This is a genomic window from Bifidobacterium sp. LH_426 (genome assembly GCF_056356875.1).
Genome location: NZ_JBKEVB010000001.1, coordinates 158073 through 183189, shown reverse-complemented (window position 1 = coordinate 183189; position 25117 = coordinate 158073). Strand labels below are relative to the sequence as shown.

21 protein-coding genes are annotated in these 25117 nt (G+C 68.8%); 5 read left to right on the top strand and 16 right to left on the bottom strand.

Annotation, left to right across the window (positions count from 1 at the left end):
- Nucleotides 1-30: 30 nt before the first annotated feature.
- The 12 genes from AC1AYD_RS00720 to mraZ all read right to left on the bottom strand — a co-directional run bounded on the left by AC1AYD_RS00720 (nucleotide 31) and on the right by mraZ (nucleotide 14444).
- Nucleotides 31-1176 carry a cell division protein FtsQ/DivIB gene (locus tag AC1AYD_RS00720; protein ID WP_476501937.1) on the bottom strand — a complete coding sequence of 382 codons (1146 nt, stop codon included), beginning with the start codon at nucleotides 1174-1176 and terminating at the stop codon, nucleotides 31-33.
- On the bottom strand, nucleotides 1176-2681 hold the full coding sequence (gene murC / locus AC1AYD_RS00715; protein ID WP_476502034.1) for a UDP-N-acetylmuramate--L-alanine ligase: 1506 nt from the start codon (nucleotides 2679-2681) through the stop codon (nucleotides 1176-1178). Before murC ends, AC1AYD_RS00720 begins: the two co-directional genes overlap by 1 nt.
- Nucleotides 2682-2816: 135 nt before the next feature.
- Complete coding sequence (locus AC1AYD_RS00710; protein ID WP_476501938.1) at nucleotides 2817-3998, bottom strand: UDP-N-acetylglucosamine--N-acetylmuramyl-(pentapeptide) pyrophosphoryl-undecaprenol N-acetylglucosamine transferase; 1182 nt, start codon at nucleotides 3996-3998, stop codon at nucleotides 2817-2819.
- A gap of 31 nt (nucleotides 3999-4029) precedes the next feature.
- On the bottom strand, nucleotides 4030-5217 hold the full coding sequence (locus AC1AYD_RS00705; RefSeq protein ID WP_476501939.1) for a peptidoglycan glycosyltransferase FtsW: 1188 nt from the start codon (nucleotides 5215-5217) through the stop codon (nucleotides 4030-4032).
- Entirely contained in the window at nucleotides 5204-6655 is a 1452-nt protein-coding gene (gene murD / locus AC1AYD_RS00700) for a UDP-N-acetylmuramoyl-L-alanine--D-glutamate ligase (RefSeq protein ID WP_476501940.1), read from the bottom strand. The genes AC1AYD_RS00705 and murD overlap by 14 nt, the downstream gene beginning before the upstream one ends.
- 128 nt (nucleotides 6656-6783) lie before the next feature.
- Nucleotides 6784-7890: a phospho-N-acetylmuramoyl-pentapeptide-transferase gene (gene mraY / locus AC1AYD_RS00695; RefSeq protein ID WP_476501941.1), complete on the bottom strand. Its 1107-nt coding sequence runs from the start codon at nucleotides 7888-7890 to the stop codon at nucleotides 6784-6786.
- Between the two features lie 82 nt (nucleotides 7891-7972).
- Entirely contained in the window at nucleotides 7973-9451 is a 1479-nt protein-coding gene (locus AC1AYD_RS00690) for a UDP-N-acetylmuramoyl-tripeptide--D-alanyl-D-alanine ligase (RefSeq protein WP_476502035.1), read from the bottom strand.
- A gap of 115 nt (nucleotides 9452-9566) precedes the next feature.
- The gene (locus tag AC1AYD_RS00685) at nucleotides 9567-10457 is read right to left on the bottom strand and encodes a UDP-N-acetylmuramyl peptide synthase (RefSeq protein WP_476501942.1); all 891 of its coding nucleotides are present in this window, start codon (nucleotides 10455-10457) and stop codon (nucleotides 9567-9569) included.
- 19 nt (nucleotides 10458-10476) lie between these two features.
- Nucleotides 10477-12294, bottom strand: a complete 1818-nt coding sequence (locus tag AC1AYD_RS00680; RefSeq protein WP_476531763.1) for a peptidoglycan D,D-transpeptidase FtsI family protein — start codon at nucleotides 12292-12294, stop codon at nucleotides 10477-10479.
- Entirely contained in the window at nucleotides 12294-12743 is a 450-nt protein-coding gene (ftsL, locus tag AC1AYD_RS00675; protein ID WP_476501944.1) for a cell division protein FtsL, read from the bottom strand. The genes AC1AYD_RS00680 and ftsL overlap by 1 nt, the downstream gene beginning before the upstream one ends.
- A gap of 1 nt (nucleotide 12744) precedes the next feature.
- Nucleotides 12745-13830: a 16S rRNA (cytosine(1402)-N(4))-methyltransferase RsmH gene (rsmH, locus tag AC1AYD_RS00670; RefSeq protein WP_476501945.1), complete on the bottom strand. Its 1086-nt coding sequence runs from the start codon at nucleotides 13828-13830 to the stop codon at nucleotides 12745-12747.
- Nucleotides 13831-13949: 119 nt separating this feature from the next.
- Nucleotides 13950-14444: a division/cell wall cluster transcriptional repressor MraZ gene (gene mraZ, locus AC1AYD_RS00665; RefSeq protein ID WP_476502036.1), complete on the bottom strand. Its 495-nt coding sequence runs from the start codon at nucleotides 14442-14444 to the stop codon at nucleotides 13950-13952.
- Between the two features lie 422 nt (nucleotides 14445-14866).
- Between mraZ and AC1AYD_RS00660 the strand changes: the two genes are divergently transcribed.
- Together AC1AYD_RS00660 and serA are read left to right on the top strand one after the other, a co-directional pair.
- Complete coding sequence (locus AC1AYD_RS00660; protein ID WP_476531761.1) at nucleotides 14867-17146, top strand: HelD family protein; 2280 nt, start codon at nucleotides 14867-14869, stop codon at nucleotides 17144-17146.
- 10 nt (nucleotides 17147-17156) lie between these two features.
- Entirely contained in the window at nucleotides 17157-18356 is a 1200-nt protein-coding gene (gene serA / locus AC1AYD_RS00655) for a phosphoglycerate dehydrogenase (RefSeq protein WP_476501947.1), read from the top strand.
- Between the two features lie 149 nt (nucleotides 18357-18505).
- Here the strand turns inward: serA and nrdR are convergent, their stop codons facing one another.
- Both nrdR and AC1AYD_RS00645 read right to left on the bottom strand, forming a co-directional pair.
- Nucleotides 18506-18946, bottom strand: coding sequence for a transcriptional regulator NrdR (gene nrdR, locus AC1AYD_RS00650; RefSeq protein WP_476502037.1), 441 nt, complete (start codon nucleotides 18944-18946; stop codon nucleotides 18506-18508).
- Nucleotides 18947-19014: 68 nt separating this feature from the next.
- Nucleotides 19015-19308: a LysM peptidoglycan-binding domain-containing protein gene (locus AC1AYD_RS00645; RefSeq protein WP_476501948.1), complete on the bottom strand. Its 294-nt coding sequence runs from the start codon at nucleotides 19306-19308 to the stop codon at nucleotides 19015-19017.
- Nucleotides 19309-19462: 154 nt separating this feature from the next.
- Between AC1AYD_RS00645 and lexA the strand changes: the two genes are divergently transcribed.
- Together lexA and AC1AYD_RS00635 are read left to right on the top strand one after the other, a co-directional pair.
- Entirely contained in the window at nucleotides 19463-20233 is a 771-nt protein-coding gene (gene lexA / locus AC1AYD_RS00640; protein ID WP_476501949.1) for a transcriptional repressor LexA, read from the top strand.
- Between the two features lie 135 nt (nucleotides 20234-20368).
- Nucleotides 20369-21322, top strand: coding sequence for a cation diffusion facilitator family transporter (locus AC1AYD_RS00635; RefSeq protein ID WP_476501950.1), 954 nt, complete (start codon nucleotides 20369-20371; stop codon nucleotides 21320-21322).
- A 246-nt stretch (nucleotides 21323-21568) separates the two neighbouring features.
- Here AC1AYD_RS00635 and AC1AYD_RS00630 read toward each other — a convergent pair whose 3' ends face one another.
- The gene (locus AC1AYD_RS00630) at nucleotides 21569-22531 is read right to left on the bottom strand and encodes an L-lactate dehydrogenase (RefSeq protein WP_163196046.1); all 963 of its coding nucleotides are present in this window, start codon (nucleotides 22529-22531) and stop codon (nucleotides 21569-21571) included.
- A gap of 234 nt (nucleotides 22532-22765) precedes the next feature.
- Complete coding sequence (gene hflX / locus AC1AYD_RS00625; protein WP_476502038.1) at nucleotides 22766-24205, bottom strand: GTPase HflX; 1440 nt, start codon at nucleotides 24203-24205, stop codon at nucleotides 22766-22768.
- Between the two features lie 233 nt (nucleotides 24206-24438).
- On the opposite strand from hflX, the gene AC1AYD_RS00620 reads away from it, so the two are divergent.
- Complete coding sequence (locus AC1AYD_RS00620) at nucleotides 24439-25092, top strand: class I SAM-dependent methyltransferase (RefSeq protein WP_476501951.1); 654 nt, start codon at nucleotides 24439-24441, stop codon at nucleotides 25090-25092.
- The last annotated feature ends 25 nt before the right edge of the window (nucleotides 25093-25117 follow it).

Below are 25117 nucleotides of genomic sequence, written 5' to 3'. Positions count from 1 at the left end.
CTATCGCAAACGGGTCCGGCGCTTATGCTGTCAGCGCAGCACCGGCCGCAACGGCGCGGACACGTCGATCTCGGTCTTGTCTCCGATCACGTTCGAGTCGGACAGGATCTTGTCGACCACGGCCTTCTTGAGCTTCAGATCCGAGGAGTTGCCCCACACGATCACATGTTCGCCGCCGTTCAGTTCGGTGGTCACGGAATCCTGCGTGCCGGCGGTCACCTTGGTGATCTGCTTGCGCAGCGATTCGGGAAGCGAATCCAGTATCGTGAGCGTCTCCTTGACGGCCCGGCTCTTGAGCCCGGCGTCCACGTCGCCGACGTCGATCACCGGCACGCCCTCCACGGAGGCGTTGGCGGACACCGAGTTCAGGATGCGGGCCTTCGCGTCGACGGCGGTCAGCGCGTCCGAGCCTTTCTCCCTGAGCATGGCCGCGGGCCGCTGCGCCTTGATGGTCACGGCGAGCCCGTGCGGGAACTTCTTTACCGCCTCCGCCCGGCTCACGCCGGCGATGGCGGTCATCTCGTCGGTCATCGCGTTCGTGTCGACGAGCAGCAGCGATTTGCCGGTCTGTCCGTCCACGATTTGCCGCACCTGACGTTCGCTCACCCATTCGTTGGCGCCGGAGACGGTCACCTGCGAGGCTTCGAGCCGCAGCACCGGGGACAGGAACAGCAGCCATCCCAATCCGACGACCAGGGCGGTCACGAGCACCGCGACGCCCACGCGCAACGCGATGATGCGCGCGCCCACGCGCCTGCGCTCCTTGGCGCGCGCCTTGAAGTCCACGACCTTGGGTCGCGTGGCGAGGCCGAGCGTGCCGGAGTTCTCCTGCAACGTCCGGGCGACGAGGTCCTCGCTGGCGAGCCGGCGCGCGTCGACGAACTGTCCCGGTTCGGAACGTGACACCGGTTCTCGCGAGCCGGCCTCGCCGACGGCCCGGCGGGGGCGGCGTTCCGTCTCCGATCCGATTCCGGCCGTGTGCGGCGCGTCGAGGCCCGCCGCCCCGCCGGAGCGGCGGCGCACGACCGATCTGCCGGACACTGCGGACGAACGCGTCTCACGGGGTTTGCCGGAACCGCCGTATCCGCCGGAGTCCGCGAACCTGCCGGAATCGTCGTATCCGCCGGTTTCCCGCCCGGACGCACCGCCGTCCGACCTGACGACGCGTCCCGCCATCACTCGCAGCTTTCGCGGTGGGCTTCGAGCGCGTGCAGGATCACCTCGTCCATTTCGGTGATGTCGCCCGCGCCCACGGTGAACACGACGTCGCCGTGGTGCGCGCGCATGGCCATCATGCGGGCGGCGAGGTTCATGTCGTCGACGGCGCGGAATTCGACGCCCGTCATCCCCTGCGATTCACGCACGATGGTGAGCGGTCCCACACCCGGGAAGTCCTCCTGCTTCTCACGCGCCGGGAACACGCCGGTGACGATCACGTCATCGGCCTTGGCGAGCGCCTCGGCGAACTCGCGCGCGAAGAACTTCGTGCGGCTGAACAGGTGCGGCTGGAACAGCACGCGGATCGTCGACTTCGGGTAGCGGCGGCGCGCGGCGTCGAGCAGCGCGGCGATCTCGGTGGGGTGATGCGCGTAGTCGTCGACGACGGTGACCTGCTTGACGGTGCCGCGGACCTGGAACCGGCGTGCGGCGCCGCGGAACGACGCGATCGCGGCGGCCGCGGCGGACGGCGCCACGCCGAGCAGCACGGCGGCGGAGATCGCGGCGGCCGCGTTGCGCGCGTTGTGCAGTCCGGGCACGGCGAGCGTGACCGGCTGGTCGACCGGCTCGCCGCCGGTCACCGCTTCCGGCAGATGGAGAGTGAAGTGTTCGGCGCCGGTCCCGGCGGTCTCGTTCTCCGATTCGATGTGCACGTAGGCGGCACCGTTGAGGTCGCCGGCTTCGGCCGGATCGGCGGTGCCGTAGGCGATGGCGTGCGCCGCGACCGACGGATCGAGCGCGCGCAGCACGGCGAGCGCGTCGGCGTCGTCGGCGCAGATGACGATGTGACCGGTCGCGTGCCCCGCGTGTTCGACGAACGCGGCGCGGTAGTGCGCCTCGTCGCCGTAGTGGTCGAGATGATCGGCCTCGCAGTTGGTGATGATCGCGATCTCGGGACGGTATTTCTCGAAGCTGCCGTCGGATTCGTCGGCTTCGGCGACGAGCGGCGCGCCCGCGCCGACGTGGCCGCCGTCGATGGTGGTGCCGTCGGGCCCCTGGATGGAGCCGCCGATCGCGTAGCTCGGTTCCTCGCCGCAGTGTTCGAGGACGTGCGCGAGCATCGAGCTGGTGGTGGTCTTGCCGTGGGCGCCGGCCACGGTGACGGCGCGCTTGCCGTGCATGAGCAGGGCGAGGATGTCGCTGCGGTGGACGATGCGCTTGCCGGCTTCGTGCGCGGCGACGATCTCCGGGTTGTCCGGCTTGATGGCGCTCGAATAGACGATGGTGTCGGCGTCGGCCACGTTCTCGGCCTTCTGTCCGAACGCGACGGTGATGCCGAGCGATTCGAGGCGGTCGGTCTTGGCGCTGCGCTCACGGTCGGAGCCGGACACGGCCACGCCGCGTTCGTGGAGCATTTCGGCCAGGACGGACATGCCGGCGCCGCCGATGCCGATGAAATGCGTGGCCCCCAGCGTGTCGGTGGTCTCTTCCGGACGGAAGGCCGCGCGTGCGGGGTCGAGGATGATGGACGATGAGGTGTCTGCGCTCACGAAACGTGCTCCTTGTGGGAATGATCTGCGGCCCATCCGCGTCTGTCCGCGGCACGGGCCTGTTCCATTATGGTCGGATATGTCGTATCGGTCCACTCGCGTATCGGCCTATTCGCGGCCGGTGCCGGCCAGGGCGAGGATGCGGCGCGCCATCGTGTCGGCCGCGTCGCGGATGCCGTACTCCCAGGCCTTCGCGCCCATGGCCCTGAGCCGTTCGGAATCGGCGAGCAGGGCGGGGATGTGACCGCGCACCCAGTCGGGCGTCATGTCGGCGTCGGCGACCATGACGCCGCCCTGGGCTTCGACGACCGGTTGCGCGTTGAACCGCTGTTCGCCGTTGCCGATGGGCAGCGGCACGTAGACGGCGGGCAGACCGAGCGCGGTGAGCTCGGCGACCGTGCCCGCGCCGGAACGGCAGATCACGAGGTCGGCGCACGCGAACGCCAGGTCGATGCGTTCCAGGTATTCGGCGACATGGTAGTCGCCCTGTCCCGCGGCGTCGCCGTCGTTGAAGCGCAGTCCGGCGAGATGGCCCTCGCCGGCGTTCACGTCGACGAGCCCGCGCACCTCGTCGGCCTTGCCTCGACCGGTCAGGTGGATGACCTGCGCATGGGCGAGGATGTCGCCCGCGGCCGCGGCGACGGCGCGGTTGAGGCTGACCGCGCCGAGCGAGCCGCCGGTGACGAGCACGAGCGGACGGTCCGGGTCGACGCCGAGCTCGGCCGCGGCACGGCGGCGCGCCCCGGCGCGGTCCTTCACCAGCTCGCCGACGAGCGAGGCGATGGCGGGCCTGAGCGGCAGGCCGACGCGTTCGATCTCGGTCCCCTTGCCCGGCTTCAGGCCGGTGCCCTCGTACACGGTGCCGATGAAGTCGGCCCAGCGGGCGCCCAGCTTGTTGGCCATGCCGGCGCGCGCGTTCTGCTCGTGGATGACGATGGGCAGGCCCATGCGGTGCGCGGTCGCGTAGACGGGTGCCGAGGCGTAGCCGCCGAAGCCGGCGACCACGTCGGTCTCGCGCGCCTCGAGGATGCCGCGCACCTTGCGCGTCTCCGCCCTCCATTTCGCGGGGAACCGCAGCATGTAGAGGTTGGGGCGGCGCGGGAACGGGACCTTGTCGATGGCGTCGAGTTCGAATCCGGCGGCCGGGACGAGATCCTTCTCCAGTCCGACGGCCGTGCCGATGACCGTCACCTTCGCGTCGGGGTCGATTCCCCGGATCGCGTCGGCGACGGAGAGCAGCGGGTTGACGTGTCCGGCGGTGCCGCCGCCGGCGAGGACGATATGCTTCATGGGTATCGAGCATAGTCAGGCGCGCGGCCATCTACAGTCTGGACGTGTCCGCCTTGACCTGCGGCTGCTGGCGCATGAGCCCGCTGGCGAATCCGGCCGTCATCAGGCACATGAGCATCGACGAGCCTCCGGACGAGACGAACGGCATCGGCACGCCGAACACGGGGAAGATGCCGACGACCACGCCGATGTTGACGAACGCCTGCCCGACGAACCAGGTGGCCACGCACATGAGGGCGATCGCGCTGTAGCGGTCCTTGGCCTGCATGGCGCTGAACAGCAGGCACCAGCCGAGGATCGCGAAGATGAGGATCACCATCGCGCAGCCGACGAAGCCGGTCTCCTCGCCGATGATCGCGAAGATGAAGTCGTTGTGCGCGGCCGGCAGATAGTTCCATTTCTCGCGCGAGTTGCCGAGGCCGACGCCGAGGAACCCGCCGGAGGCGATCGCGTAGCGCGCGTGCGTCGACTGGTAGCAGATGTCCTGCGCGTCGGCGGCGGAGCATTGCGTGTATGCGGCGAGCACGCGTTCGCGGCGGTTGGGGCTGGACGCGACCATCGCGACCACGGCGGCCATGCCGATTCCGGCGATCGCCGCCAGTTTCCTCCCCGGGAATCCGGAGACGAGCAGGGCGACGAAGCCGATGAGCATGACGACCATCGCGGTGCCGAGGTCCTTGCCGCCGAGCACCAGCACCAGGCAGGCGCCGTACACGATGAGCACCGCCCGGTACGCGGAGAACACGTCCTTCCATCCGGTCCGGTCGCCGAGGATCCGGCGCGCGGCGATCAGCGCGGACGGCATCCACACGCACAGGGCGAACTTCGTGAACTCGGCGGGCTGGAAGGTGAGCGACGTGCCGGGCAGGGCGATCCAGCCGTTGTTGCCGTACTGGCCGACGCCGAGCGGCGTGAAGGTGAGCGCCTGGACGAAGGCCGCGACCACGACGAGCGGGAATCCGGCCTTCCGGTAGAGCCGCGTCGGGCACGCGCCGACGAGCATGCCGAGCACCAGACCCACGACGCACACGCCGACCTGGCTGAGCGAATCGGTGAACGGCGACCGGCCGGCCGACGCCGACGAGACGGCGGACGACGAGAACACCATGATCACGCCGAAGACGCTCAGGCCGAGTACGGCCATGCGGAAGCCGTGGTAGCACCACAGCGGGTTGAGCAGGCTACGGATGCCGGGATGGTCGCGATCAGTCTTCGCCATGCGCCTTCACCCAGCGGCGCGCGGCTTCGGCGAAGCGGTTGCCGCGGTCGGCGTAGGAGACGAACTGGTCCATGGAGGCGCAGGCGGGCGCCATGAGCACCACGTCGCCGGGCGCGGCGTACGCGCCGGCGGCCTCGACCGCGCGGTCCATCACCGTGCCGTTCGGTTCGGGGTCGATGACGGTGAGCGGGGTGTCGGGCGAGGAGGCGGCGAACGCGTCGAGCATCGGACGCTGGTCCTTGCCGATGATGACGGCGGCCTTGATCGTGGCCTTGCGGTCGGCGACGAGGTGCTCGAACCGGCTGCCCTTGGCGAGGCCGCCGGCGATCCACACGACGGTGCCGTCGGCGAAGCTGGTGAGCGAGGCGTTGGCGGCGTGCGCGTTCGTGGCCTTCGAATCGTCGACGAAGCGGATCGTGCGGCCTTCCGCGTCGGCGGCGGTGGCGGCGACGGTCTCGATGCGGTGGCCGCCCGGGTGGAAGGCCTTCAGCGCTTCGAGCGCCTTGTCCTTGTCGGCGCCGTAGCCGAGCACGAGGGCGAGCGCGGTGAGCGCGTCGGCGAGCAGGTGCGGGTAGATGGTGCCGTCGGGCTCGGTCAGATGCGTGAACTCGGCGATGGGCGCGATGCGCGTCGCCTCGCCGGGCTCGCCGCCCGCGACGCCGCTCCTGTCGACGATCCAGCCGTCGGCGACGCCGATCTGACCGGCCTCGGGCTCATGCAGCGTGAATCCGACCTTGAGGCACCCGTCCGCGGGCTCGGCGGCCCCGGCCTTGGCGGTGACGAGCACGTCGTCCGCGTTGTAGACGAGCGCGCGCTTGACGCCGTGGAACACCTTGGCCTTGTCGGCGGCGTAGTTCTCGCGGCCGCCGTGCCAGTCGAGATGGTCGTCGGCGATGTTGGTGATGGCGGCGCAGTCGAGCGCGAGCGAATCGGTGAAGTGCAGCTGGAACGAGCTCAGCTCGACGCACAGCACGTCGTGCGCGGGGTTGGTGGCGCAGCGCGACAGCGACATCGCCATGTTGCCGGAGGCGATGTTGCCGGCGCATGGCGCGTCGAGCCCGCAGGCGGTGAGCATGGCGGAGGTCATCTCGGTGGTGGAGGTCTTGCCATTGGTGCCGGTGATGCCGATCCAGCCGGCGGGCTCGCCGGTGCGCGCGGAGTCGACGCGCAGACGCCACGCGAACTCGACCTCGCTCATCACCGGGATGCCGCGGCGCTGCGCCTCGAGCACGAACGGCGTGCGGGGGTTGAACACGGGCGACGACATGACGTAGTCGACCGTGTCCCAGTCGATCTGGTCGAAGGAGTGGAGGTCGGCCTCCGGCTTGCGCTCGTCGACGCCGATCACGTGCGCGCCGCGCTCCCGCAGCACCTCCGCCAGCGACGTGCCCGACACGCCGAGTCCCGCGATGACGACCGTCTTTCCTGTGATGTCCATGTCTTGATCCCCCTTAGGATGTCCGCATGATGTCCGCGATGCCGTGACGGGTCACGCCGCGGCTCCAGCGGCATTATTCCAATCGATTGTTACGCCGAACGCCGGTCCGGCCGCCGGCCCGGCCGGACTCAGCTGAACAGCAGGCCGGAGCGGGTCACCCAATCGCCGTAGAAGACGACGAGGCCGATGAGCACGAACATGAGCTCGATCATCCAGAAGCGCACGACGACCTTCGACTCCTGCCATCCGCACAGTTCGAAGTGGTGGTGGATGGGGGCCATCTTGAACACGCGCTTGTGCGTGGCCTTGAAGTAGCCGACCTGGATGACGTCGCTCATCGCCTCGATGACGTACAGGCCGCCGATGATGACGGCGAGGAACTCGGTGTGCGTGGCGATGGAGAGCGCGGCGAACAGGCCGCCGAGCGCAAGCGAGCCGGTGTCGCCCATGAAGATCTCGGCCGGGTTGGTGTTGTACCACAGGAAGCCGATGCAGGCGACGGCCGCGCAGATCGCGATGATGGTCAGGTCGAGCGGGTCGGAGACGCCGTAGGCGAAGCCGTAGTGGCCGGCGCCCTTGAGGTGGTAGCTCTCCCAGAACGCGATGACGCCGTAGCCGGTGAACGCGATCATCGAGGATCCGGCGGCGAGGCCGTCGAGGCCGTCGGTGAGGTTCACCGCGTTCGTCCACGCGGCCATGAGGAAGTTCACCCAGATCACGAAGATGACGATGGCGACGGCGCGTCCAGCGAAGTCGAAGCTCAGGAACGGCTTCTCGATGAAGCTCATGCCGGCCTGCGCGCTGGGGAACCCGTTCTTGGTGGGGATGAGCAGCGCGAGCACCGCGTAGACGGTGGCGAAGATGAACTGGCCGATGAACTTGCCGCGCACGGTCAGGCCCTCGTTCTGCTTCTTGCGCACCTTGGCGAAATCGTCGATGAAGCCGAGCAGGCCCATCGAGAGCATCGCGAAGAGCACGAGCACGGCCGACCACGAGGGCACGTCGCCGTTGCGCAGGTAGCGGTAGAGCGCGGAGGCGCCCCAGCCGAGCAGGATGGCGAGGTTGATGACGACGCCACCGAGCGTCGGCGTGCCGCGCTTGACCAGATGCGACTGCGGGCCGTCCTGGCGGATGTACTGGCCGTAGTGCAGCTTGTGCACGAGGCGGATGAGCATCGGCGTGCCGACGATCGTGACGAGCAACGACACGAGGATTCCAATGATGAGCGCGATCACTTGCTGTTCCTTTTCCCTGTCTGTTCCCTCGCCGGGGTCTCGTCCCCGGCATGTTCCCGGTTGGCGGCGGTGTGCGGCGGCGTCATGCGTCCGGGGTCCAGCGCGCGGCGAGCGCGCTCAGCCCGGAGGCGTGCGATCCCTTGAGCAGCACGACGGTGCCGGCATGTCCGCGGGCCGCCTCGCGCACGAGCGCGTCGGCCGCGTCGGTGTCGTGCACCTGCGCGACGGCGTCGGCGTCCATGCCCGCCTCCGTCGCGCCCTGCGCGATCGAAGCGGCGAGCGCGTCGAACTCCGGGTCGTCCGGCGAGCCGACGGCGATGACCCGGTCGATGCCGGCGTGGGCGGCGTATTCGCCGATGCCGCGGTGCAGACCGCGTTCGTCGCCGCCGAGTTCGAGCATCGCGCCGAGCACGGCCACGCGATACGGTTCGGGGCCGCTTCCGGCGCCCCAGCGGGCGAGTCCGTCGATGCCGGCCTTCATCGAATCCGGGTTCGCGTTGAACGAGTCGTCGATGAGCGTGAATTCGGCGTCACCTTCGCGCACCGTGGAGACGGCCATGCGGTGCGGGCTGATGCGCTTCTGTTCGCCGAGCGTGCGGGCGATGTCGTCGAGTCCCATGCCGAGGCGGCGGGCCACGGTGGCGGCGGCGAGCGCGTTCATCACGTTGTGCGCGCCGGGGATGCCCATCGTCACGTGCGCGTCGGCACCGTCGTCGGCGGCGAGCGTGAAGGACGCGCGGTCGGTCGCGTCGCAGGCCACGTCGCGCGCGGTGAGCGCGTCCTTGCCGGCGTTGGCCGGGTCGACGCCGAACCACAGGACGTCGCCGGGCGCGATGGCGGCCATGGCGGCGACGTGCGCGTCGTCGGCGTTGAGAACGGCCGTGCCGCCGGGCGCGAGGCCGCGCACGATCTCGGACTTCGCCTGCGCGATGCGTTCGACGGAGCCGAACTCGCCCAGATGCGCGACGCCGACCTTGAGCACGATGGCGATGTCCGGCGGGGCGATGCGGGTGAGCCCGGCGATCTCGCCGACGTGGTTGGCGCCCATCTCGGCGACGAAGTAGCGGGTGGACTCCCCCACCGTCAGCGCGGTGAGCGGCAGTCCGATGTCGTTGTTGAACGAGCCGACCGGGGCGACCGTCTCGCCCATCGTGGCGAGCAGCGCCTTGAGCAGGTCCTTGGTGGTGGTCTTGCCGACCGATCCGGTCAGTCCGATGAGCGTGAACGGCTCGCCGGTGGCGCGGCGCAGTTCGATGTTGCGCTTCGCAAGCGCGCCGAGCGCCGCGACCGTGTCGTCGACGACGATCTGGGTGACGTCGGCGCCGGCGACCTCGTGGTCGACGATCGCCGCGACGGCGCCCTGGGCTCCCACACGCGCCACATAGTCGTGTCCGTCGACGCGTTCGCCCTTGATGGCGACGAACACGCCGCCCTCGCCGACCTGCCTGGAATCGCTGACCGTGTGGCGCGCGACCGCGCCTTCCGGCACCTGTCCCGCCGCCGGCGGGACGATGCGTCCGTCCGTCGCCTCCGCGATCTGGCCGATGGTCATCGGCATCATTGTGCTGTCCGTCAAACCTGAGCTCCTCGTTTGTCGTTCGTTGTCGTTCTTCGGTCGTTCCGTCCGCCGCACGGCCGTCCGCGTCGTGGGCGGGCGCGCGTCACGGCGGCGCGCCTCATGAGAGGTCGCCGGCCACCCGCAGCGCGTTCCTGATGTTGTTGCGCCGCACTCCCGCGGCGAGCACCATGGCGATGGCGAGGGACAGGCGCCGCCGTTCCTCGTCCGTGTCCGTGGTGGTCGCGATCCGGGCCAGCGTGTCCGATTCCTCGGTGCGGCTGGTCACGCGCATCTGCTCGTCGGCGCGGAAGCCGTATTCGTCCTGCATGCGTTCGATCACCGCGCGGTCGGCGTTCGCCGGCGCGGGCGTCGCCGAGCCGAACACGTCGACGCTGACCGATTCGAGCGCGTGCGTGGAGACGGTCAGATCGTCCAGGGCGATGACCACGGCCGCCGCGCCGTCCTCGGCGCATACGGCGAGCGTGCGCTGCAGGTCGAGCACGCCGAGCGGATAGTCGAGGTCGAGGCCGCGTTCCAGCGAATACGAACCGCCGACGCTGATCACGCCCACCGGATTGCCGAGCATGTGCAGGAACTTCGCGAGCTTGTCCACCACGGCGACGCTTTCGGTCGGCGTGCCGCCGCTCACGGCGAACACGGCGAGCGTGTTGGACGGGTTGCCGGCCATCTGCGCGGCCAGCGCGCCGAGCTCCTCGTCGGTGGGTGACGCGTACAGGATCGGCATGTCGGGGTCCTCGGGCAGGTTGCCCCGCGTGCTTTCGGGGACGATCGCCGCGTAGGCGCCCTTGCGGCGCGCGCGGCGCAGCGCGTCCACGTCGAGGTCGTGGTCCGACCACAGGAGCGCGCCGGGGGCGACCGAGTCGATGTCGTCGGCGAGCGAGGTGACGGTGACGGACTTGGCGAACGGCGGCACCAGATCCCAGCCGTAGTGCTCGACGAGATGCCCGAGTGTCATGCGCTGCATGATGGACTCGCTCACTGCGCTCATATTCTCCCTTTCGCCCGTGTTACCACTCAACCGGAATAGCATCCGTGCGCGGCGACGAGGTCGGCACCTCGTACTTCTGCATGAGGAATTCACCGATCTGCGCGAACAGCTTGCCGGATGTGGTACCACCATACATGCCGTCCGGGTCGAGCATGACCACGGTCACGACATAGCGCGGATCGTCGGCGGGGATGATGCCGGAGAAGTCGGCGATGATCGAGGTGAGCTGGCCGGTGGAGCCGACGACCTCGGCGGTGCCGGTCTTCGCCGCCACGCGGTAGCCGTCCACGCCCGCCGTGGTCTTGTACTCCTCGGCGACAGACTCCATCGCGTTCTTGATCTCGTCCGACACGCTCTCGTCGATGACGCGCGTCGCCTCGCCGTGGGACTCGTCGGTCACGTGCCCGTCGGCGTCGGTCACGGACTTGATGATCGACGGCTGGCGCATGACGCCGCCGTTCGCGATGACCGACACGGCGCGCGTCAGCTGCAGCGCGTTGACCGTGTAGCCCTGGCCGAACAGGATCGTGTCCTTCGTGCGGCCATCCCACGATTCGGGCGTGCCGAGCACGCCCTGCGACTCGCCGGGCAGGTTCAGGCCGGTGGGCTGTCCGATGCCGAACTTGGTGAGCATGTCGTAGCGCTGCTGCGAGGTCACGTTCTCGGAGGCCATGACCATGCCGACGTTCGAGGAGTTCTGCAGGATGCCGGCGAGCGTCCAGTGCTTCGTGGCGTGCTCGACGGCGTCGTGGAACTTCTGCCCGTTGCTCTTCGTGTACTCGTAGGGCACGGAGAACTTGTCGGTGATCTTGTGCGCCCCGTTCTGCAGGATCGCGGCGAGCGCCGGCACCTTGCCGATCGAGCCGGGCTCGAAGGTCTGGCTGACCGCGCGCGAGACCGAGAGCTTCGCCTCGTCGGAGCCGGCCTTGACCTGGTCGGAGTCCTCGAGGGCGACGATGCCGCCGGTCCGCGTGTCCATGACGACGGCGATGCCCCACTGCGCGTGGCTGGACTGGACGCCCTCGGTGAGGACCTTCTTCACGTACCAGTCCACGTCGGAGTCGATGGTCAGCGTCACGTCCTTGCCGTCGACGGCCTCCTTCGACTCGGTGACGGTGCCGGGGATGACCTCGCCGCCGTTGCCGCGCTGGTAGACCGTGTAGCCGTCGGTGCCGCTCAGCGTCTTGTCGAGCGTCTGCTCCAGACCGGCCGCGCCGTGCCCGTCGTCGTTCATGCCGCCGAGCAGCGAGCCGAGCAGCGTGCTCTCCGCGTAGACGCGCTCGCTGCTGAGCTCGCCGTAGACGATGCCGTACAGGCCGAGCTTGTCGATCTGGCGTTTGACCTGCGGGGTGACGTCCTTCTTGATGACGACGTACTGGCCGGTGCCGTTGAGCATGGCGCCGAGCTCCATCGCGTCCATCTTGAGGATGGGGGCGAGCAGGCGGGCGACGGCGGCCGCGCCGGTCGCTCCCACCGGCTTGCCGTCGATCTCATGGCAGTAGCCGAGGGATTCGGCCTGCTTGGAGCCGCAGGACACGGGGGTGAACCCGGTGGCCGCGTCCGGCACGCCGATGATGTTGTAGCGTTCGACGCTCTGGGCGAGCACGGTGCCGTTCGCGTCGAGGATCTTGCCGCGGTTGGCGCTGGTGACGACCTTGGAGGTGCGCGCGTTGGTGGCCGCCTGGGCGGTGGCCCGGCCTTCGAGCAGCTGCACGCAGGCGAGCCTGCCGAGGCACACGGTGCCGATCACGGCGAGCGCGATCCCGACGGCGAGGCTCTTCACCATGAAGCCGTCCATCCCGTGGGCGCGGGCGAACGCCCTGATGCGCTTCATCATCACTGGCCGCCTTCCTGTGGCTCCTGGTAGCCGTTCAAATCGATGGTCACGGATCCGGACTGCGGGACCATGCCCATGTCGCTGGCCTTCTGGGGCAGGGACGCCTCGAGCTGGTCGAGCTTCGCCTGGTCGTCCTGCACGTCCTGGGTGAGGCGGCTGATCGAGGTCTCGAGCTGGGAGACCTCGAAGGCGTTGCTCACCATCTGCGTGCGCAGCATGAGCGCGCCGATGAGCGTGCCGGCGAGGAACGTCACCGCCACGACGATGTGCACGGTCGGGGCGGAACGGGTCCTCACCCACGTCATGAATCGTCCGAGCCCCTCGACGAGGCCGGCGCGGTCGTCGGCGCCGCCGTCGACGACGCGCAGCTCGGGGCGGGACGCCGGCCGGGAGGCGGGTTCGGGGCGACGCGACGCGACGGAACGTGTCGTGCGTGCTGGGGTCGCCATGTCAGTTCCTCCTTCCGTGCCTGCGGCGGTCGTCCGCCGCGCGGCCGGCGTGCGCGTCGCGCGGCAGCGCGTCCCGTCCGAACCGTTCGACGGCGCGGGCGGGAAGCGGCCTGGACAGTTCGACGGCGCGCAGACGCACGGACGCGGACCGCGGGTTCGCCGCGATCTCCTCGGCGTCCGCCTTGACGGCGCCGCGCGTCAGCTCCCTGAAGAACGGGCGCGCCTCCGGCGGGACGACCGGCATGTCGGGCGGCACGTCGGCGGTGAGTCCCTGGGCCATGAAGGTCTTGACGGTCTTGTCCTCCAGCGAGTGGTAGGACTCGACGACGATGCGCCCGTGGGGGGCGAGGCGCAAGGCGATCTGCGGCAGGGTGCGCGCGAGCTTGTCGAGTTCGCCGTTCACCTCGATGCGCAGCGCCTGGAACACGCGCTTGGCGGGGTTGCCGGCGGGACGGTGCGCCTTCGGGATCACCTCGTCGACGAGCGCGTTGAGCTGGGCGGAGGTGGCCAGCGGCCCCTCCTCCTGCCGCCGTCTGACGATCTCGCGGGCGATCGGACGGGAGAACTTCTCCTCGCCGTAGGTGCGGAAGATGCGCGTCAGGGCGCGCTCGTCGTATTCGGCGAGCACGCGGGCCGCGGTGAGCGGCTGGCTCACGTCCATGCGCATGTCGAGCGGCGCGTCGTGGGAATAGGAGAAGCCGCGGTCGGTCTCGTCGATCTGCAGGCTCGACAGGCCCAGGTCCATGAAGACGGCGTCGACGCGGCCGATGCCGTGCGCGTCGAGCGCCTCGGTGAATTCGTCGAAGGCCGCGTGCACGGGGACGAAGCGGTCGGCGAGGCCCTCGCGTCCCATGCGTTCGGTGGCGAGCGCGAGCGCCTCGGCGTCGCGGTCGATGCCGACGAGGCGGGCGTGCGGCGCCGCCTTGAGGAAGGCGGTGGCGTGTCCGGCGAGTCCCAGCGTGCAGTCGACGATCACCGGATGGTCCGCGCGGTCGAGCCCCGAGGTGACCAGACGCACGCAGTCGTCGAGCAGGACCGGCTGGTGGATCGTGGCCGGGTCCCTCGTCGCGGCGCTCGTGTCGCTCATGTCGTGCTCCTTGGAATGTTCGTGGTTCACCGTCGTCGCGGTCTGCGTTCCGATGGTTCCGTTGGTTCTGGTTCGTTCGTCGTCCGTGCCGGGGACGGCGTCGCCGGCGGTCACGGTCCTCACAGTCCCACCTCCGGCAGGACGTCGTCGGCGATGTCGGCGTATCCCTGTTCCTTGTCGGCGAGGTAGGTCTCCCACGCCTCGCGGTTCCAGATCTCCGCGCGGGTGCCCACGCCGATCACGACGATGTCGCTGCCGAGGTTCGCGTAGTCGCGCAGCATCTGCGGCACGAGCACGCGCCCCTGCTTGTCGGGATCCTGGTCGACGGCGCCGGACAGGAAGACGCGCAGGTAGTCGCGCGCCGCCTTGTCGCCCATCGAGGTGCGTTGGATCTGCATCGCGATGCGCCGGAACTCCATGGCGGGCAGCAGGTACACGCAACGTTCCTGCCCGCGCGCCATGACCAGCCCGGTGCCGAGCTGCGCGCGCATCTTGGCGGGCAGCGCCATGCGTCCCTTCGCGTCGATCTTCGGGGTGTAGGTGCCGAGCATGAGCGGCGGGAGCGCCGCCTGCGGCTGGATCGCCTGCGGCGCGGGGGCCGGCACGCCCGCCATGCCGCCTCCGGCGACGCCGGGCTCGTTTCCGGACGCTACGGGCGCCCCCATGACGGGGTATCCCGGGTACGCCTGATAGCCGGCGTATCCCGGATAGCCGGCGAGGTTCGCTCCCCCCTGGGCGGGGCCGAACCCCTCCGCCTGCATCCCGTTCACGGTCTCGCCGGCCATCCGCCCCACCTCCTTCGCGCGACATCCAGACACACTCCGACCACACTGCCTCCCCACTCTACCCCACTTTTCCCCATCGTTCCCCACACGCGCACACAATCCGCGCTTTTTCGCCGCCCCGGACGCCACGCGGACGGAATTCACCGGGAATTCACCCGTGGAGAACGGACCGCGCCCCGCGCTCGTTGGGGGTGAGGAGTAGATTGGAACACTCAAGTTTTCAGGAGACCAGAACAGGGGAAACGGAACACATGTCGAGTTACGCCTCGCAGATCGAGGAGGAACAGCGCGCGGTCAGCCGCGCATACGACCGTCTGGACGCGTTGCGCGCGGAGGCCAGGCAACGTCTCGACACCGTGCGCGCCGCGGGCTCGCATGGCTCGCCCACCCAACGGACCGAACGCGACTCGTTCGCCACCATGTACGAGGACCGGCTCACCCAGCTGCGCGCCGTGGAGGACCGTCTCGTGTTCGGCCGTCTCGACGACGTCTCCGGGTCGCGCCGCTACATCGGGCGCATCGGTCTGTCCGACGAACGGCATGTGCCGATGCTCACCGACTGGAGGGCCGAGGCCGCACGGCCCTTCTACGAGGCGACCCCCTCCCATCATGGCGACATCGTGATGCGGCGCCACATCACCCTGAGCTTCCGCGACGTGGTCGCCTTGGAGGACGAGGTGCTCGACGTCCATTCCGACCAGGTCGGCGAGGCGTCCAAATCGGGCACGCTGACCGGCGAGGGCGCGCTGCTCGCCTCGCTGAGCTCGCGCCGCACCGGCAAGATGACCGACATCGTCGCCACCATCCAGGCCGAGCAGGACCACATCATCCGTTCCGCGATGGACCGCGCAGTGGTCGTGCAGGGCGGCCCCGGCACCGGCAAGACGGCGGTCGCGCTGCATCGCGCCGCCTACCTGCTGTACACCCACCGCCGCACGCTGGAGCGTTCCGGCGTGCTCGTGGTCGGTCCCAGCACGACGTTCCTGCACTACATCGACCAGGTGCTGCCGTCCCTCGGCGAGACCGGCGTGGTCTCGCGCACCATCGCCGACCTCATCCCCGGCGTCGAGGCGACCGCCACGGACTCGCCGCGCGCCGCCCAACTCAAGGGCGACCACCGCATGGCCAACGCGGTGCGCAACGCCGTCGCCGCGCGCGAACGCGTGCCCGCCGACCTGCCGGTCGTGCAGATCAACGGCATGAGCGTGCCGATGCTCGCCGTGGACGTCGAACAGGCGATCGGCGACGCCAAGCGCACCCGCCAGCCGCACAACAAGGCGCGCGAGACCTTCGTCAAGTCGATGATCTCCGCGATGCGCACGCGCTACGAGGAGCAGCTCGACTACACGCCCGACCAGGACGAGCTCAACCGCGCGGTCTCGCTGCTGCGCATGAACGACAAGGTCCGCGTGGCCCTGAACCTCGCCTGGCTGCCGATGAACGCCGCATGGCTCATCGACGACATGTTCTCCAAGCCGGCGAAGCTGCGCCGCTTCGCCCCCTGGCTCGGCGAGGAGGACGTCGCAGAACTGACCCGCCCGAAGGGCTCGGCCATCACCCGCTCCGACGTGCCGCTGCTCGACGAGGCGCTGGAGCTGCTCGGCGAGGATCCGAAGATCGCCTCGAAGCGGCGACGCGAGGAGGCCGCGCAGGCCGAACAGCTGCGGTTCGCGCAGGACACGCTCGCGCAGAACGGCATCGGCACCGGTCTGGTCACCTCGCAGATGCTCGTCGACCAGATCAACGGCCCGGACGGCGAGGCGACGGCCCAGCGCGCCGGCCGCGACCGCGAATGGACCTACGGACACATCGTCGTCGACGAGGCGCAGGAGCTCACCGCCATGGACTGGCGTATGCTCATGCGCCGCTGCCCGTCCCGCTCGTTCACGATCGTGGGCGACGTGGCGCAGACCAGCGCGCTCGGCGGCACCCGCTCGTGGCCGAAGACGATGAACCGTCTGTTCGGCCGCGGCCGCTGGGACCTCAACGAGCTGACCATCGACTACCGCAACCCGCAGGAGGTGTCCGACCTGGCCGGACGGTTCGCCGAGGCGCAGGGGCTCTACATCTCCACCGTGCACGCGGTGCGGCGGATCGCGGACTCCGTGTCCCGCACCACGGTGGGCACGCGCGACGAGCTGGTCGGGGCGGCGGCCCGGCAGGCGGCCGAGCTCGCGAAGCGCTTCGTCGCCCAGGACGGTTCGGGCCGTGTGGCCGTGATCGCCCCCGACGCGCTGCGCTTCGAGCTGCGCCGGGCGCTCGCGCCGCAGCTGAAGGCCGTCCTCGGCGACGACGAGGCGCGCAGGCTCGCCGAACAGGAGACCTGGGACCGTCAGGTGGACGTGTGCGGCACCGAGACGGTGAAGGGCCTCGAATACGATGCGGTCGTGCTCGTCGAGCCCGGGCTCATCGACCAGGAGGCGCCGAGCCGCCTGGTGGCGGCCGCCGACCTGTACGTGGCGATGACCCGTCCGACGCAGCGTCTGGCCATCGTGCGGACCTCATTGGACGAAAAGGACCTGGAACTCTAAGGTGGGGAATATGCCTAAAGCACTGTTGTTGGAGAACATTCACCCGGATGCGGCCAAGTCGCTGCGCGACCACGGGTTCGAAGTGGAGACGATGAAGGGGGCGCTGAACGAGGACGAGCTCATCGACGCGCTGGACGGCGTCGACGTGGTCGGCGTGCGTTCCAAGACGAGCGTGACGCGCCGCGTGCTCGAGGCGCGCCCGACGCTGTCCGCCGTCGGCTGCTTCTGCATCGGCACCAACCAGGTGGATCTCGATTTCGCCGGGGAGCAGGGCATCGCCGTGTTCAACGCCCCGTATTCGAACACGCGATCCGTGGTGGAGCTGGTGCTGTGCGACATCATCTGCCTGATGCGCCGCATCCCCGCCCACACGCACCATCTCAAGCACGGTGTATGGGACAAGACGGCCACCGGCTCGCATGAGGTGCGTGGCAAGACCCTGGGCATCATCGGCTACGGCAACATCGGCTCCCAGCTGAGCGTGCTCGCCGAGGCCCTGGGCATGCGCGTCGTCTTCTACGATCTGGAGGAGAAGCTGGCGCTCGGCAACGCCCACCGTTGCGCGACGCTCAACGAGCTGCTCGAACAGTCGGACGCGGTGACGATCCACGTGGACGGCCGCAAGTCGAACACCGGCTTCTTCGGCGAGGACCAGTTCGCCCACATGAAGCAGGACGCGATCTTCATCAACGCCTCGCGCGGCTTCGTCGCCGACCTCGGCGCATTGAAGCAGCATCTGGACTCCGGCCACCTGTCCGGCGCGGCCGTGGACGTGTTCCCCGTGGAGCCGAAGAAGACCGGCGACCCGTTCGAGACGGCCCTGGCCGACGAGGACAACATGATCCTCACGCCGCACATCGGCGGCTCGACGCTGGAGGCTCAGGAGGCCATCGGCCACTTCGTCTCGCAGCGACTCGAGGACTACTGGGAGAAGGGCTCGACCTCGCTGTCGGTGAACCTGCCGCAGATCAATCTGGGCGCGAACCGCGGAGTGGCCCGCATCGCCCACCTGCACGCCAACCTGCCGGGCGTGCTCGCCCACGTGAACCGCGTGCTCGGCGAGGAGAACATCAACATCGCCGCGCAGTCGCTCGGCACCGAGGGCGAACTGGGCTACGTGGTGACCGACGTGTCCCAGCGTCCCTCCAAGACCGCCCTGGAGGCCCTGCGCTCCATCGAGGGGACCATCCGCATGCGCGTGATCTCCTGACGCGTCGCGCCCGTCGCGCCGCGTGTCCGTCCCTCGTCGCCATCCGCCGGCGGCCCGGGACGGACACGGCAAGGCCCCGGTGTCCCGTTCCGAAACAGGAACGGGACACCGGGGCCTTGCCGAAGATGCCGAGAATCGGTATGGTCCGTTCAGTCCTTGAGCGCGTCGATGGCGCGCTGGAAGTCGGACAGGTCCTCGAAGTTCTGGTAGACGCTGGCGAACCGCAGGTAGGCGACCTGGTCGAGCTCCCGCAACGGCTTGAGGATGGCCTTGCCGACCTCGTCGGAGGTGACCTGGGCCTGTCCGGTGGATCGCAGATCCTCCTCGACGCGCTGGCCGAGCTTCCTCAGGTCGTCCTCCTTGACCGGACGCCCCTGGCAGGCCTTGCGCACGCCGGAGATGACCTTGTCCCTGTTGAACGGCTCCAGGCTTCCGGACCGCTTCTCGACCAGCAAGGTGGTGGTCTCCAGTGTGGTGAAACGCTTGTTGCAATGCAGGCACATGCGCCTACGACGAATCGAATAGCCGTCTTCGCTGACGCGGGTCTCGATGACCTTCGTCTCGGCATGGTGACAATACGGGCAATGCATGCCATCCACCATACCGTGACCCACCCCGCGCCCCGCCGCGGCGGGGTTTCGACACGCCCCGGAGCCCGTCACCTCGCCGCGTCCCTGGGCACCACGATGCGCTGGCCCGCGCGCACCTCGGTGCCGCTCATGTCGTTCAGACGCATCAGCTCGTCCACCGATTCGGACACGTCGCCGCCCTCCGGGGTGATCATCTCGGCATAGGTCCACAACGTCTGCCCCGGCTGGACCGTATAGCTCGTCACCTCCATCGCGCCCGTGGCGCTTCTCGCCTGCGCCGGGGAGAACAGCACGCCCACGCCGATCCATATCGCGACGGCCGCCAACACCACCACGACCGCCCGTTCCATCGTCTTCGCCATGACGACCACATCCTTTCGAACAGACGTTCCATCGAACAGTTGTTTTGATTGTGGCACATATGTTCGAACATCGCAACCCGCCGTGTCGAACATATGTTTTGCCGATTGCCCGTTTCGGCGCTATGCTTGCATCATTCACAGGAAAGGAGCGCGCATGGGCACCGTACCGTTCAGGCCGGGAAACGCCGGCGAACCGGACGAGAGGGAGCTGACGGAACGTCAGCGGATGATCCTCGACGCGATCAGGACGTACCAGAGCGAGCGCGGCTTCTCCCCCTCCTTCCGCGACATCGGCCGGGCGGCCGGTCTGAAGAGCCCCTCGTCGGTGAAGCACCAGCTGCAGACGCTCGAAGCGAAGGGGTTCATCCGCCTCAACGCCAACAAGGGGCGCGCCATCGAGATCCTCCGGCCCACGGCGGGGGCGTCGGCCTTCGGCACCCCTCCGGAACACATCGACGACGCCCCCTCCTCCCCCGCCTCCTCGCCGATGGCGGAGGGCTCCACCGTGGTGGTGCCGTTCCCGGCGTCGTCGTCCGCGTCGGTACGGGAGTCGCGCGACGTGCCGCTGGTGGGCCGCATCGCCGCGGGCGTGCCGATCACCGCCGAACAGCATGTCGAGGACGTGATGCGTCTGCCCGAACGGTTGACGGGCCCCGGCGGCAATCTCTTCATGCTCGAGGTCCATGGCGATTCGATGATCGACGCGGCGATCTGCGACGGCGACTTCGTGGTGGTGCGCGAGCAGCAGGACGCGGTGAACGGCGACATCGTGGCCGCGCTGCTGGACGGCGAGGCCACGGTGAAGACGTACCGCAGCGAGAACGGGCACCTGTGGCTGATGCCGCACAATCCCGCCTATCCGCCGATCGACGGCACGCACGCGACGATCATGGGACGCGTGGTCACGGTGCTGCGCCGCCTGTAGCGGCGCGCGTGCTATAGTCGTCATCGTCATGGACCCCGGCCGCAACGCCGGGGTCCTCGTGTTTTCGGACGCTACCGGGAATGGTAGTGAGAAACGGTCTCACCTGCGTGGGGCCGATGGAAGCGAGGTGTCGTCATGGTTCACGATCATGCGCATGGTTCGGCCGCAACGCCGTCGCCATCCGGCCGGGAGGCGGCGGCCCATCGCCGCAGGCTTACGGCCACGCTGGCGGTGACGGCTTCGGTGTTCGTCGTGGAGGTGGTGGCCGCGGTGCTGACCGGCTCCCTCGCGCTGCTGGTGGACGCCGGCCATATGCTGACGGACATGTCGGTGTTGATCGCCTCGACGGTGACGGCGGTGCTGATGGGCCGCAGGCCGAGCAGCACGCGCACGTGGGGCTGGGCGAGGCTCGAGGTGCTGACGGCGGCGGCTGGCGCGGTGGTGCTGCTCATCGTGGGCGTATACGCGCTGGTGGAGGCGGGCATGCGCCTGTTCGGCGGTGCCGGTCATGGCATCGACGACGTGAATCTGCTGTTGTTCGTGGGCATCCTAGGCTTGTCGGCCAATGTGGCGTCGATCTTCATCCTGGCTTCGCAGCGCGGCGACAACATGAACATGAAGGCGGCGTTCCTCGAGGTGATGAACGACGCGTTGGGTTCGGTGGCGGTGGTGCTGTCCGCCTTGGTGATGATGTCGACGGGCTGGATGGGCTTCGACGCGGTGGCGGGCGGCGTGATCGCGCTGATGATGATCCCGCGCGCGGTGTCGCTGCTGCACAAGGCGGTGCATGTGCTGCTGGAGGAGACGCCGGAGGGGCTGGATCTGGACGAGGTGCGCGAGCATCTGGAGCAGGTGCCGCATGTGGTGGCGGTGCATGACCTGCATGCGAGCACGGTGTCGACGGGCATGCCGTTCCTGATGGCGCATGTGGTGGTGGATCGGGGGCTCACGATGGAGCAGGCGGCGGTGATCCTCGAGCAGCTGCAGGATTGCCTGCGCGAGCATTTCCCGGTCTCAATCCCCCACACCACGTTCCAGCTCGAACCGGAAGGCTACGACTCCCCCTCCGACGAATCCCTCCACGAGTAGGTCGAACCACCCTCAGTCGGACTCCGTCCGACAGCTCCCGCCAGCGGGAGCCGGAAAAGAACAACCCCTGTACGGGCCCACACAAGGCACCCGTACAGGGGTTGTTTCACGAAAAAAGCCGTTGGGCATCAACCCTATGAAAATGGTGATGCGCGCGTGCGGCTTCAAGGCGCGGGAGGCGAAGGCGTACGAAGGTACGTCGAGCCTACCGCAACGCCGAAGACGCTCCGCGCATCGCCGTTTTCATCAGAAGCCGAACTGGGCGGCGGTTTCCTTCAGCGTCTCGGCGGAGCGCTTGAGGGCCGCGAGCTCCTTGTCGGAGACCGGGGTGTTGATGGCGGTGTTGACGCCGGCGCGGTTGATGAGGGTCGGGACGGACATGCACACGTCGGAGATGCCGTGGAAGTCCTTGAGCATGGAGGACACCGGCAGGATGCGGTTGGAGTCCTTGAGGACGGCCTCGATGATGTCGACGCCGGACATGCCGATGGCGTAGTTGGTCGCGCCCTTGCCGTTGATGATCTTGTAGGCGGCGTTCTTGACGTCCTGGTGGATCTGCTCGCGGGTGTCGGCGTCGAGCGGCTCGTGGCCCGGCAGCGGGGTCCAGTCGAGCATCGGGACGCCGCCGATGGTGGCGGAGGTCCACAGCGGGACTTCGGAGTCGCCGTGCTCGCCGGCGATGTAGGCGTGGACGTTCTTGACGTTGACGCCGGTCTGCTGGGCGATGAGGAAGCGCAGGCGGGCGGAGTCGAGGTTGGTGCCGGAGCCGAAGACCTGGTTCTCGGGCAGGCCGGAGATCTTCTGGGCGACGTGGGTGGCGATGTCGACCGGGTTGGTGATGAGCATGTAGATGGCGTTCGGGGCGACCTTGACCAGGTTCGGGATGATGGCCTGGAGGATCTTGACGGTGGCGCCGACGAGCTCGAGGCGGGACTGGCCCGGCTTCTGGCGGGGGCCGGCGGTGATGACGACCATGTCGGCGTCGCGGCAGATCTCCGGATCGTCGGAGCCGTCGATGGAGACGGTCGGGTAGAAGCTGGAGCCGTGCTGCATGTCGAGCACCTCGGCCTCGACGCGCTCCTTGGCGATGTCCTCGAGGACGATCTCGCGGGCGATGCCGCGCTGGGCGGCGGCGAACGCGAGGGTGGAGCCGACGGCGCCGGCGCCGATGACAGCGAGCTTCGTGGGCTTGTTGACCAATTCAGCCATGTTAATGAACCTCTCTTAGAGTCAATGCCCGTTGCCGGGCATCATTCAACCAACGGCTACCAATGTACTCGCATAACGTGACGACGCGTCGAACGTTGGTTGACGGAATCCTTGCAACGGCAACGTTGTTATCGCTCACACGCGCATCGCGCGACACATGTGGGCAAAGTCACATCGCGAGCCACGAAGATATTGGACGGCGGCCGCGCGACACCGCACGCCGCCGCGCCGACGTCAGTCGACGGCGACGGCGACGATGCGCGCGGCGAGATGCGCGTCGACGTCGGCGACGACCTTCACGCCGTCGTCGCGCCATTCGACGCTTTCGACATGGCCGTATTCGCGCACTTGGGACAGCAGGGCGCCGGCCGTGTACGGCAGGAGCGCGTCCACGTGCACGTTGGGCACGGGCAGCAGCGATTCGACGGCGTCGCGCAACGCGTCGACGCCGCGGCCGTCGAACGCGGAGACGATGTGCGCGTCCGGTTCGAGCGCGGCGAGCCGTTCCAGCGTGGTCTCGTCGCACATGTCGGCCTTGTTGAACGCGATGATGCGCGGGATGGATTCGGCGCCGTCGATGCCGGACAGCACCTCGTTGACCGCGTCGATCTGCGAGAACGGGTCCGGGTGCGAGCCGTCGACGACGTGCAGGATCACGTCGGCCTCGGCGACCTCCTCCAGCGTGGATTTGAACGCCTCGACGAGCTGCGTGGGCAGACGACGCACGAATCCGACGGTGTCGACGTAGGCATAGAGACGGCCGTCGCGCGCCTTCGCGCGGCGCACGGCCGTGTCGAGCGTGGCGAACAGCGCGTTCTCGACGAGCTCCGTCGATCCGGTGAGCCGGTTCGTCAGCGACGACTTGCCCGCGTTCGTGTAGCCGACGACGGCGATGGTGGGCAGCCCGTAGCGCCGGCGCGAGCCGCGCTTGACCTCGCGGGCGGGCGCCATCTCGCGGATCTGACGCTTGAGGCGGGCGATGCGCGTGCGGATGACGCGTCGGTCCATCTCGATCTTCGTCTCGCCCGGGCCTCGCGATCCGATGCCGCCGTCCGCGCCGGCCGCGCGGCCGCCCGCCTGACGCGACAGGGACCCGCCCCAACCGCGCAGGCGCGGCAGCATGTATTCGAGCTGGGCGAGCTCCACCTGCGCCTTGCCTTCGCGGCTGGTGGCATGCTGGGCGAAGATGTCGAGGATCACGGCGGTGCGGTCGACGACCTTCACCTTGGCGGCGTCCTCAAGTCCGCGGCGCTGGCTCGGCGGCAGGTCGTCATCGACGACGATCGTGTCCGCCTCCTCGCGCGCGACGATGTCGGCGATCTCGCGCGCCTTGCCGGAACCCACGTAGGTGGCGGCGTCCGGCTTGAGACGATGCTGGAGCAGGCCGTCGCACACCTCGGCGCCCGCGGTCTCGGCGAGCGCGGCGAGCTCGCGCAGCGACTCCTCGGCCTTCGCCTGCGTGGTCTTCGCGCTCGACCATACGCCGACGAGCACGACGCGTTCGAGGCGCACCTTGCGGTATTCGACCTCGGTGACGTCCTTAAGCTCGCCGAGGCCGGCGACGTGCTTCAGCTGGTTGCGCGACTCGCGTTCCGCCCACTCCTCGTCGTGGCGTTCCGCCCAGCCGGCGCCGTTCCCTTCGTCGAGCAGCACCTCGGACGCTTCGGCGAGCACTCCCCCGCCGTCCGTCGCGACGGCCTCCTCGCCGGTGCTGCTGGCGTGCGATGGTTCACGGGTTGCGGTGCTGCTGCTCAATGTCACCTCTGGTCTGTCGGAAGGTTCCTCGATTGCGTTATGGTCCTTATTATCATCATTGAGGTGACATGCGCCGGCATGCGCACCATGGGACGGACGGTCCGGGCGACGCGCGACGCGGGCGTCGGGGCGGTAAGGAGTTTGAGGACATCATGGCGGAACAGTATTTCGCGGCGGAACCGACGTCGAAGGACGTGCGTCGCACGATGCACGTCACCCTGCGCGGCCACGAGGCGGACGTGGAGACGTCGAACGGCGTGTTCTCCGGTTCGCGCGTCGATCTCGGCACGTCGGTGCTGCTCAGGCAGGCGCCCGAACCTCCCGAGACGGGCGATCTGCTCGATCTCGGCTGCGGTTGGGGCCCGGTCTCGCTGGCGTTGGCCGCCGAATCGCCCGAGGCGCGCGTGTGGGCGGTGGACGTCAACGAGCGCGCGCTGGAGCTGACCGCGTCGAACGCACGTCGCAACGGCGCCGCGAACGTGCATGTGACGGCGACGGACGCGCAGGGCGCGCCGCTCGCCGACCAGCCGCTCGACGTGTGCGAGGCAATGCCGGACGATCTCCTGTTCGACGCGATCTGGTCGAATCCGCCGATCCGCATCGGCAAGGAGGCGCTGCATACGCTGCTGATGGCGTGGCTGCCGCGTCTGAAGCCGGGGACGGGCGCTGCGTATCTGGTCGTGCAGAGGAATCTCGGCTCGGATTCGCTGATCCCGTGGCTGGCGGACGCGCTCGGCGAGGGTTATGCGGTGGGCAAATACGCGAGCTCCAAGGGATTCCGTATCATTGAGGTTTTGCGAAAGTAACGACCAGTAGGAAGTCAGCCCAGCA

What these genes read in the sequence shown, in the direction of transcription:
- AC1AYD_RS00680 (WP_476531763.1), bottom strand. Translation starts at nt 12,294, where the DNA reads ATGATGAAGCGCATCAGGGCGTTCGCCCGCGCCCACGGGATGGACGGC.
- ftsL (WP_476501944.1), bottom strand. Translation starts at nt 12,743, where the DNA reads ATGGCGACCCCAGCACGCACGACACGTTCCGTCGCGTCGCGTCGCCCC.
- lexA (WP_476501949.1), top strand. Translation starts at nt 19,463, where the DNA reads ATGGGCACCGTACCGTTCAGGCCGGGAAACGCCGGCGAACCGGACGAG.
- murD (WP_476501940.1), bottom strand. Translation starts at nt 6,655, where the DNA reads ATGGACATCACAGGAAAGACGGTCGTCATCGCGGGACTCGGCGTGTCG.
- rsmH (WP_476501945.1), bottom strand. Translation starts at nt 13,830, where the DNA reads ATGAGCGACACGAGCGCCGCGACGAGGGACCCGGCCACGATCCACCAG.
- AC1AYD_RS00645 (WP_476501948.1), bottom strand. Translation starts at nt 19,308, where the DNA reads ATGGCGAAGACGATGGAACGGGCGGTCGTGGTGGTGTTGGCGGCCGTC.
- AC1AYD_RS00620 (WP_476501951.1), top strand. Translation starts at nt 24,439, where the DNA reads ATGGCGGAACAGTATTTCGCGGCGGAACCGACGTCGAAGGACGTGCGT.
- serA (WP_476501947.1), top strand. Translation starts at nt 17,157, where the DNA reads ATGCCTAAAGCACTGTTGTTGGAGAACATTCACCCGGATGCGGCCAAG.
- nrdR (WP_476502037.1), bottom strand. Translation starts at nt 18,946, where the DNA reads ATGCATTGCCCGTATTGTCACCATGCCGAGACGAAGGTCATCGAGACC.
- mraZ (WP_476502036.1), bottom strand. Translation starts at nt 14,444, where the DNA reads ATGGCGGGCGTGCCGGCCCCCGCGCCGCAGGCGATCCAGCCGCAGGCG.
- AC1AYD_RS00690 (WP_476502035.1), bottom strand. Translation starts at nt 9,451, where the DNA reads ATGATGCCGATGACCATCGGCCAGATCGCGGAGGCGACGGACGGACGC.
- AC1AYD_RS00685 (WP_476501942.1), bottom strand. Translation starts at nt 10,457, where the DNA reads ATGAGCGCAGTGAGCGAGTCCATCATGCAGCGCATGACACTCGGGCAT.
- AC1AYD_RS00630 (WP_163196046.1), bottom strand. Translation starts at nt 22,531, where the DNA reads ATGGCTGAATTGGTCAACAAGCCCACGAAGCTCGCTGTCATCGGCGCC.
- AC1AYD_RS00720 (WP_476501937.1), bottom strand. Translation starts at nt 1,176, where the DNA reads ATGGCGGGACGCGTCGTCAGGTCGGACGGCGGTGCGTCCGGGCGGGAA.
- AC1AYD_RS00705 (WP_476501939.1), bottom strand. Translation starts at nt 5,217, where the DNA reads ATGGCGAAGACTGATCGCGACCATCCCGGCATCCGTAGCCTGCTCAAC.
- AC1AYD_RS00635 (WP_476501950.1), top strand. Translation starts at nt 20,369, where the DNA reads ATGGTTCACGATCATGCGCATGGTTCGGCCGCAACGCCGTCGCCATCC.
- AC1AYD_RS00710 (WP_476501938.1), bottom strand. Translation starts at nt 3,998, where the DNA reads ATGAAGCATATCGTCCTCGCCGGCGGCGGCACCGCCGGACACGTCAAC.
- AC1AYD_RS00660 (WP_476531761.1), top strand. Translation starts at nt 14,867, where the DNA reads ATGTCGAGTTACGCCTCGCAGATCGAGGAGGAACAGCGCGCGGTCAGC.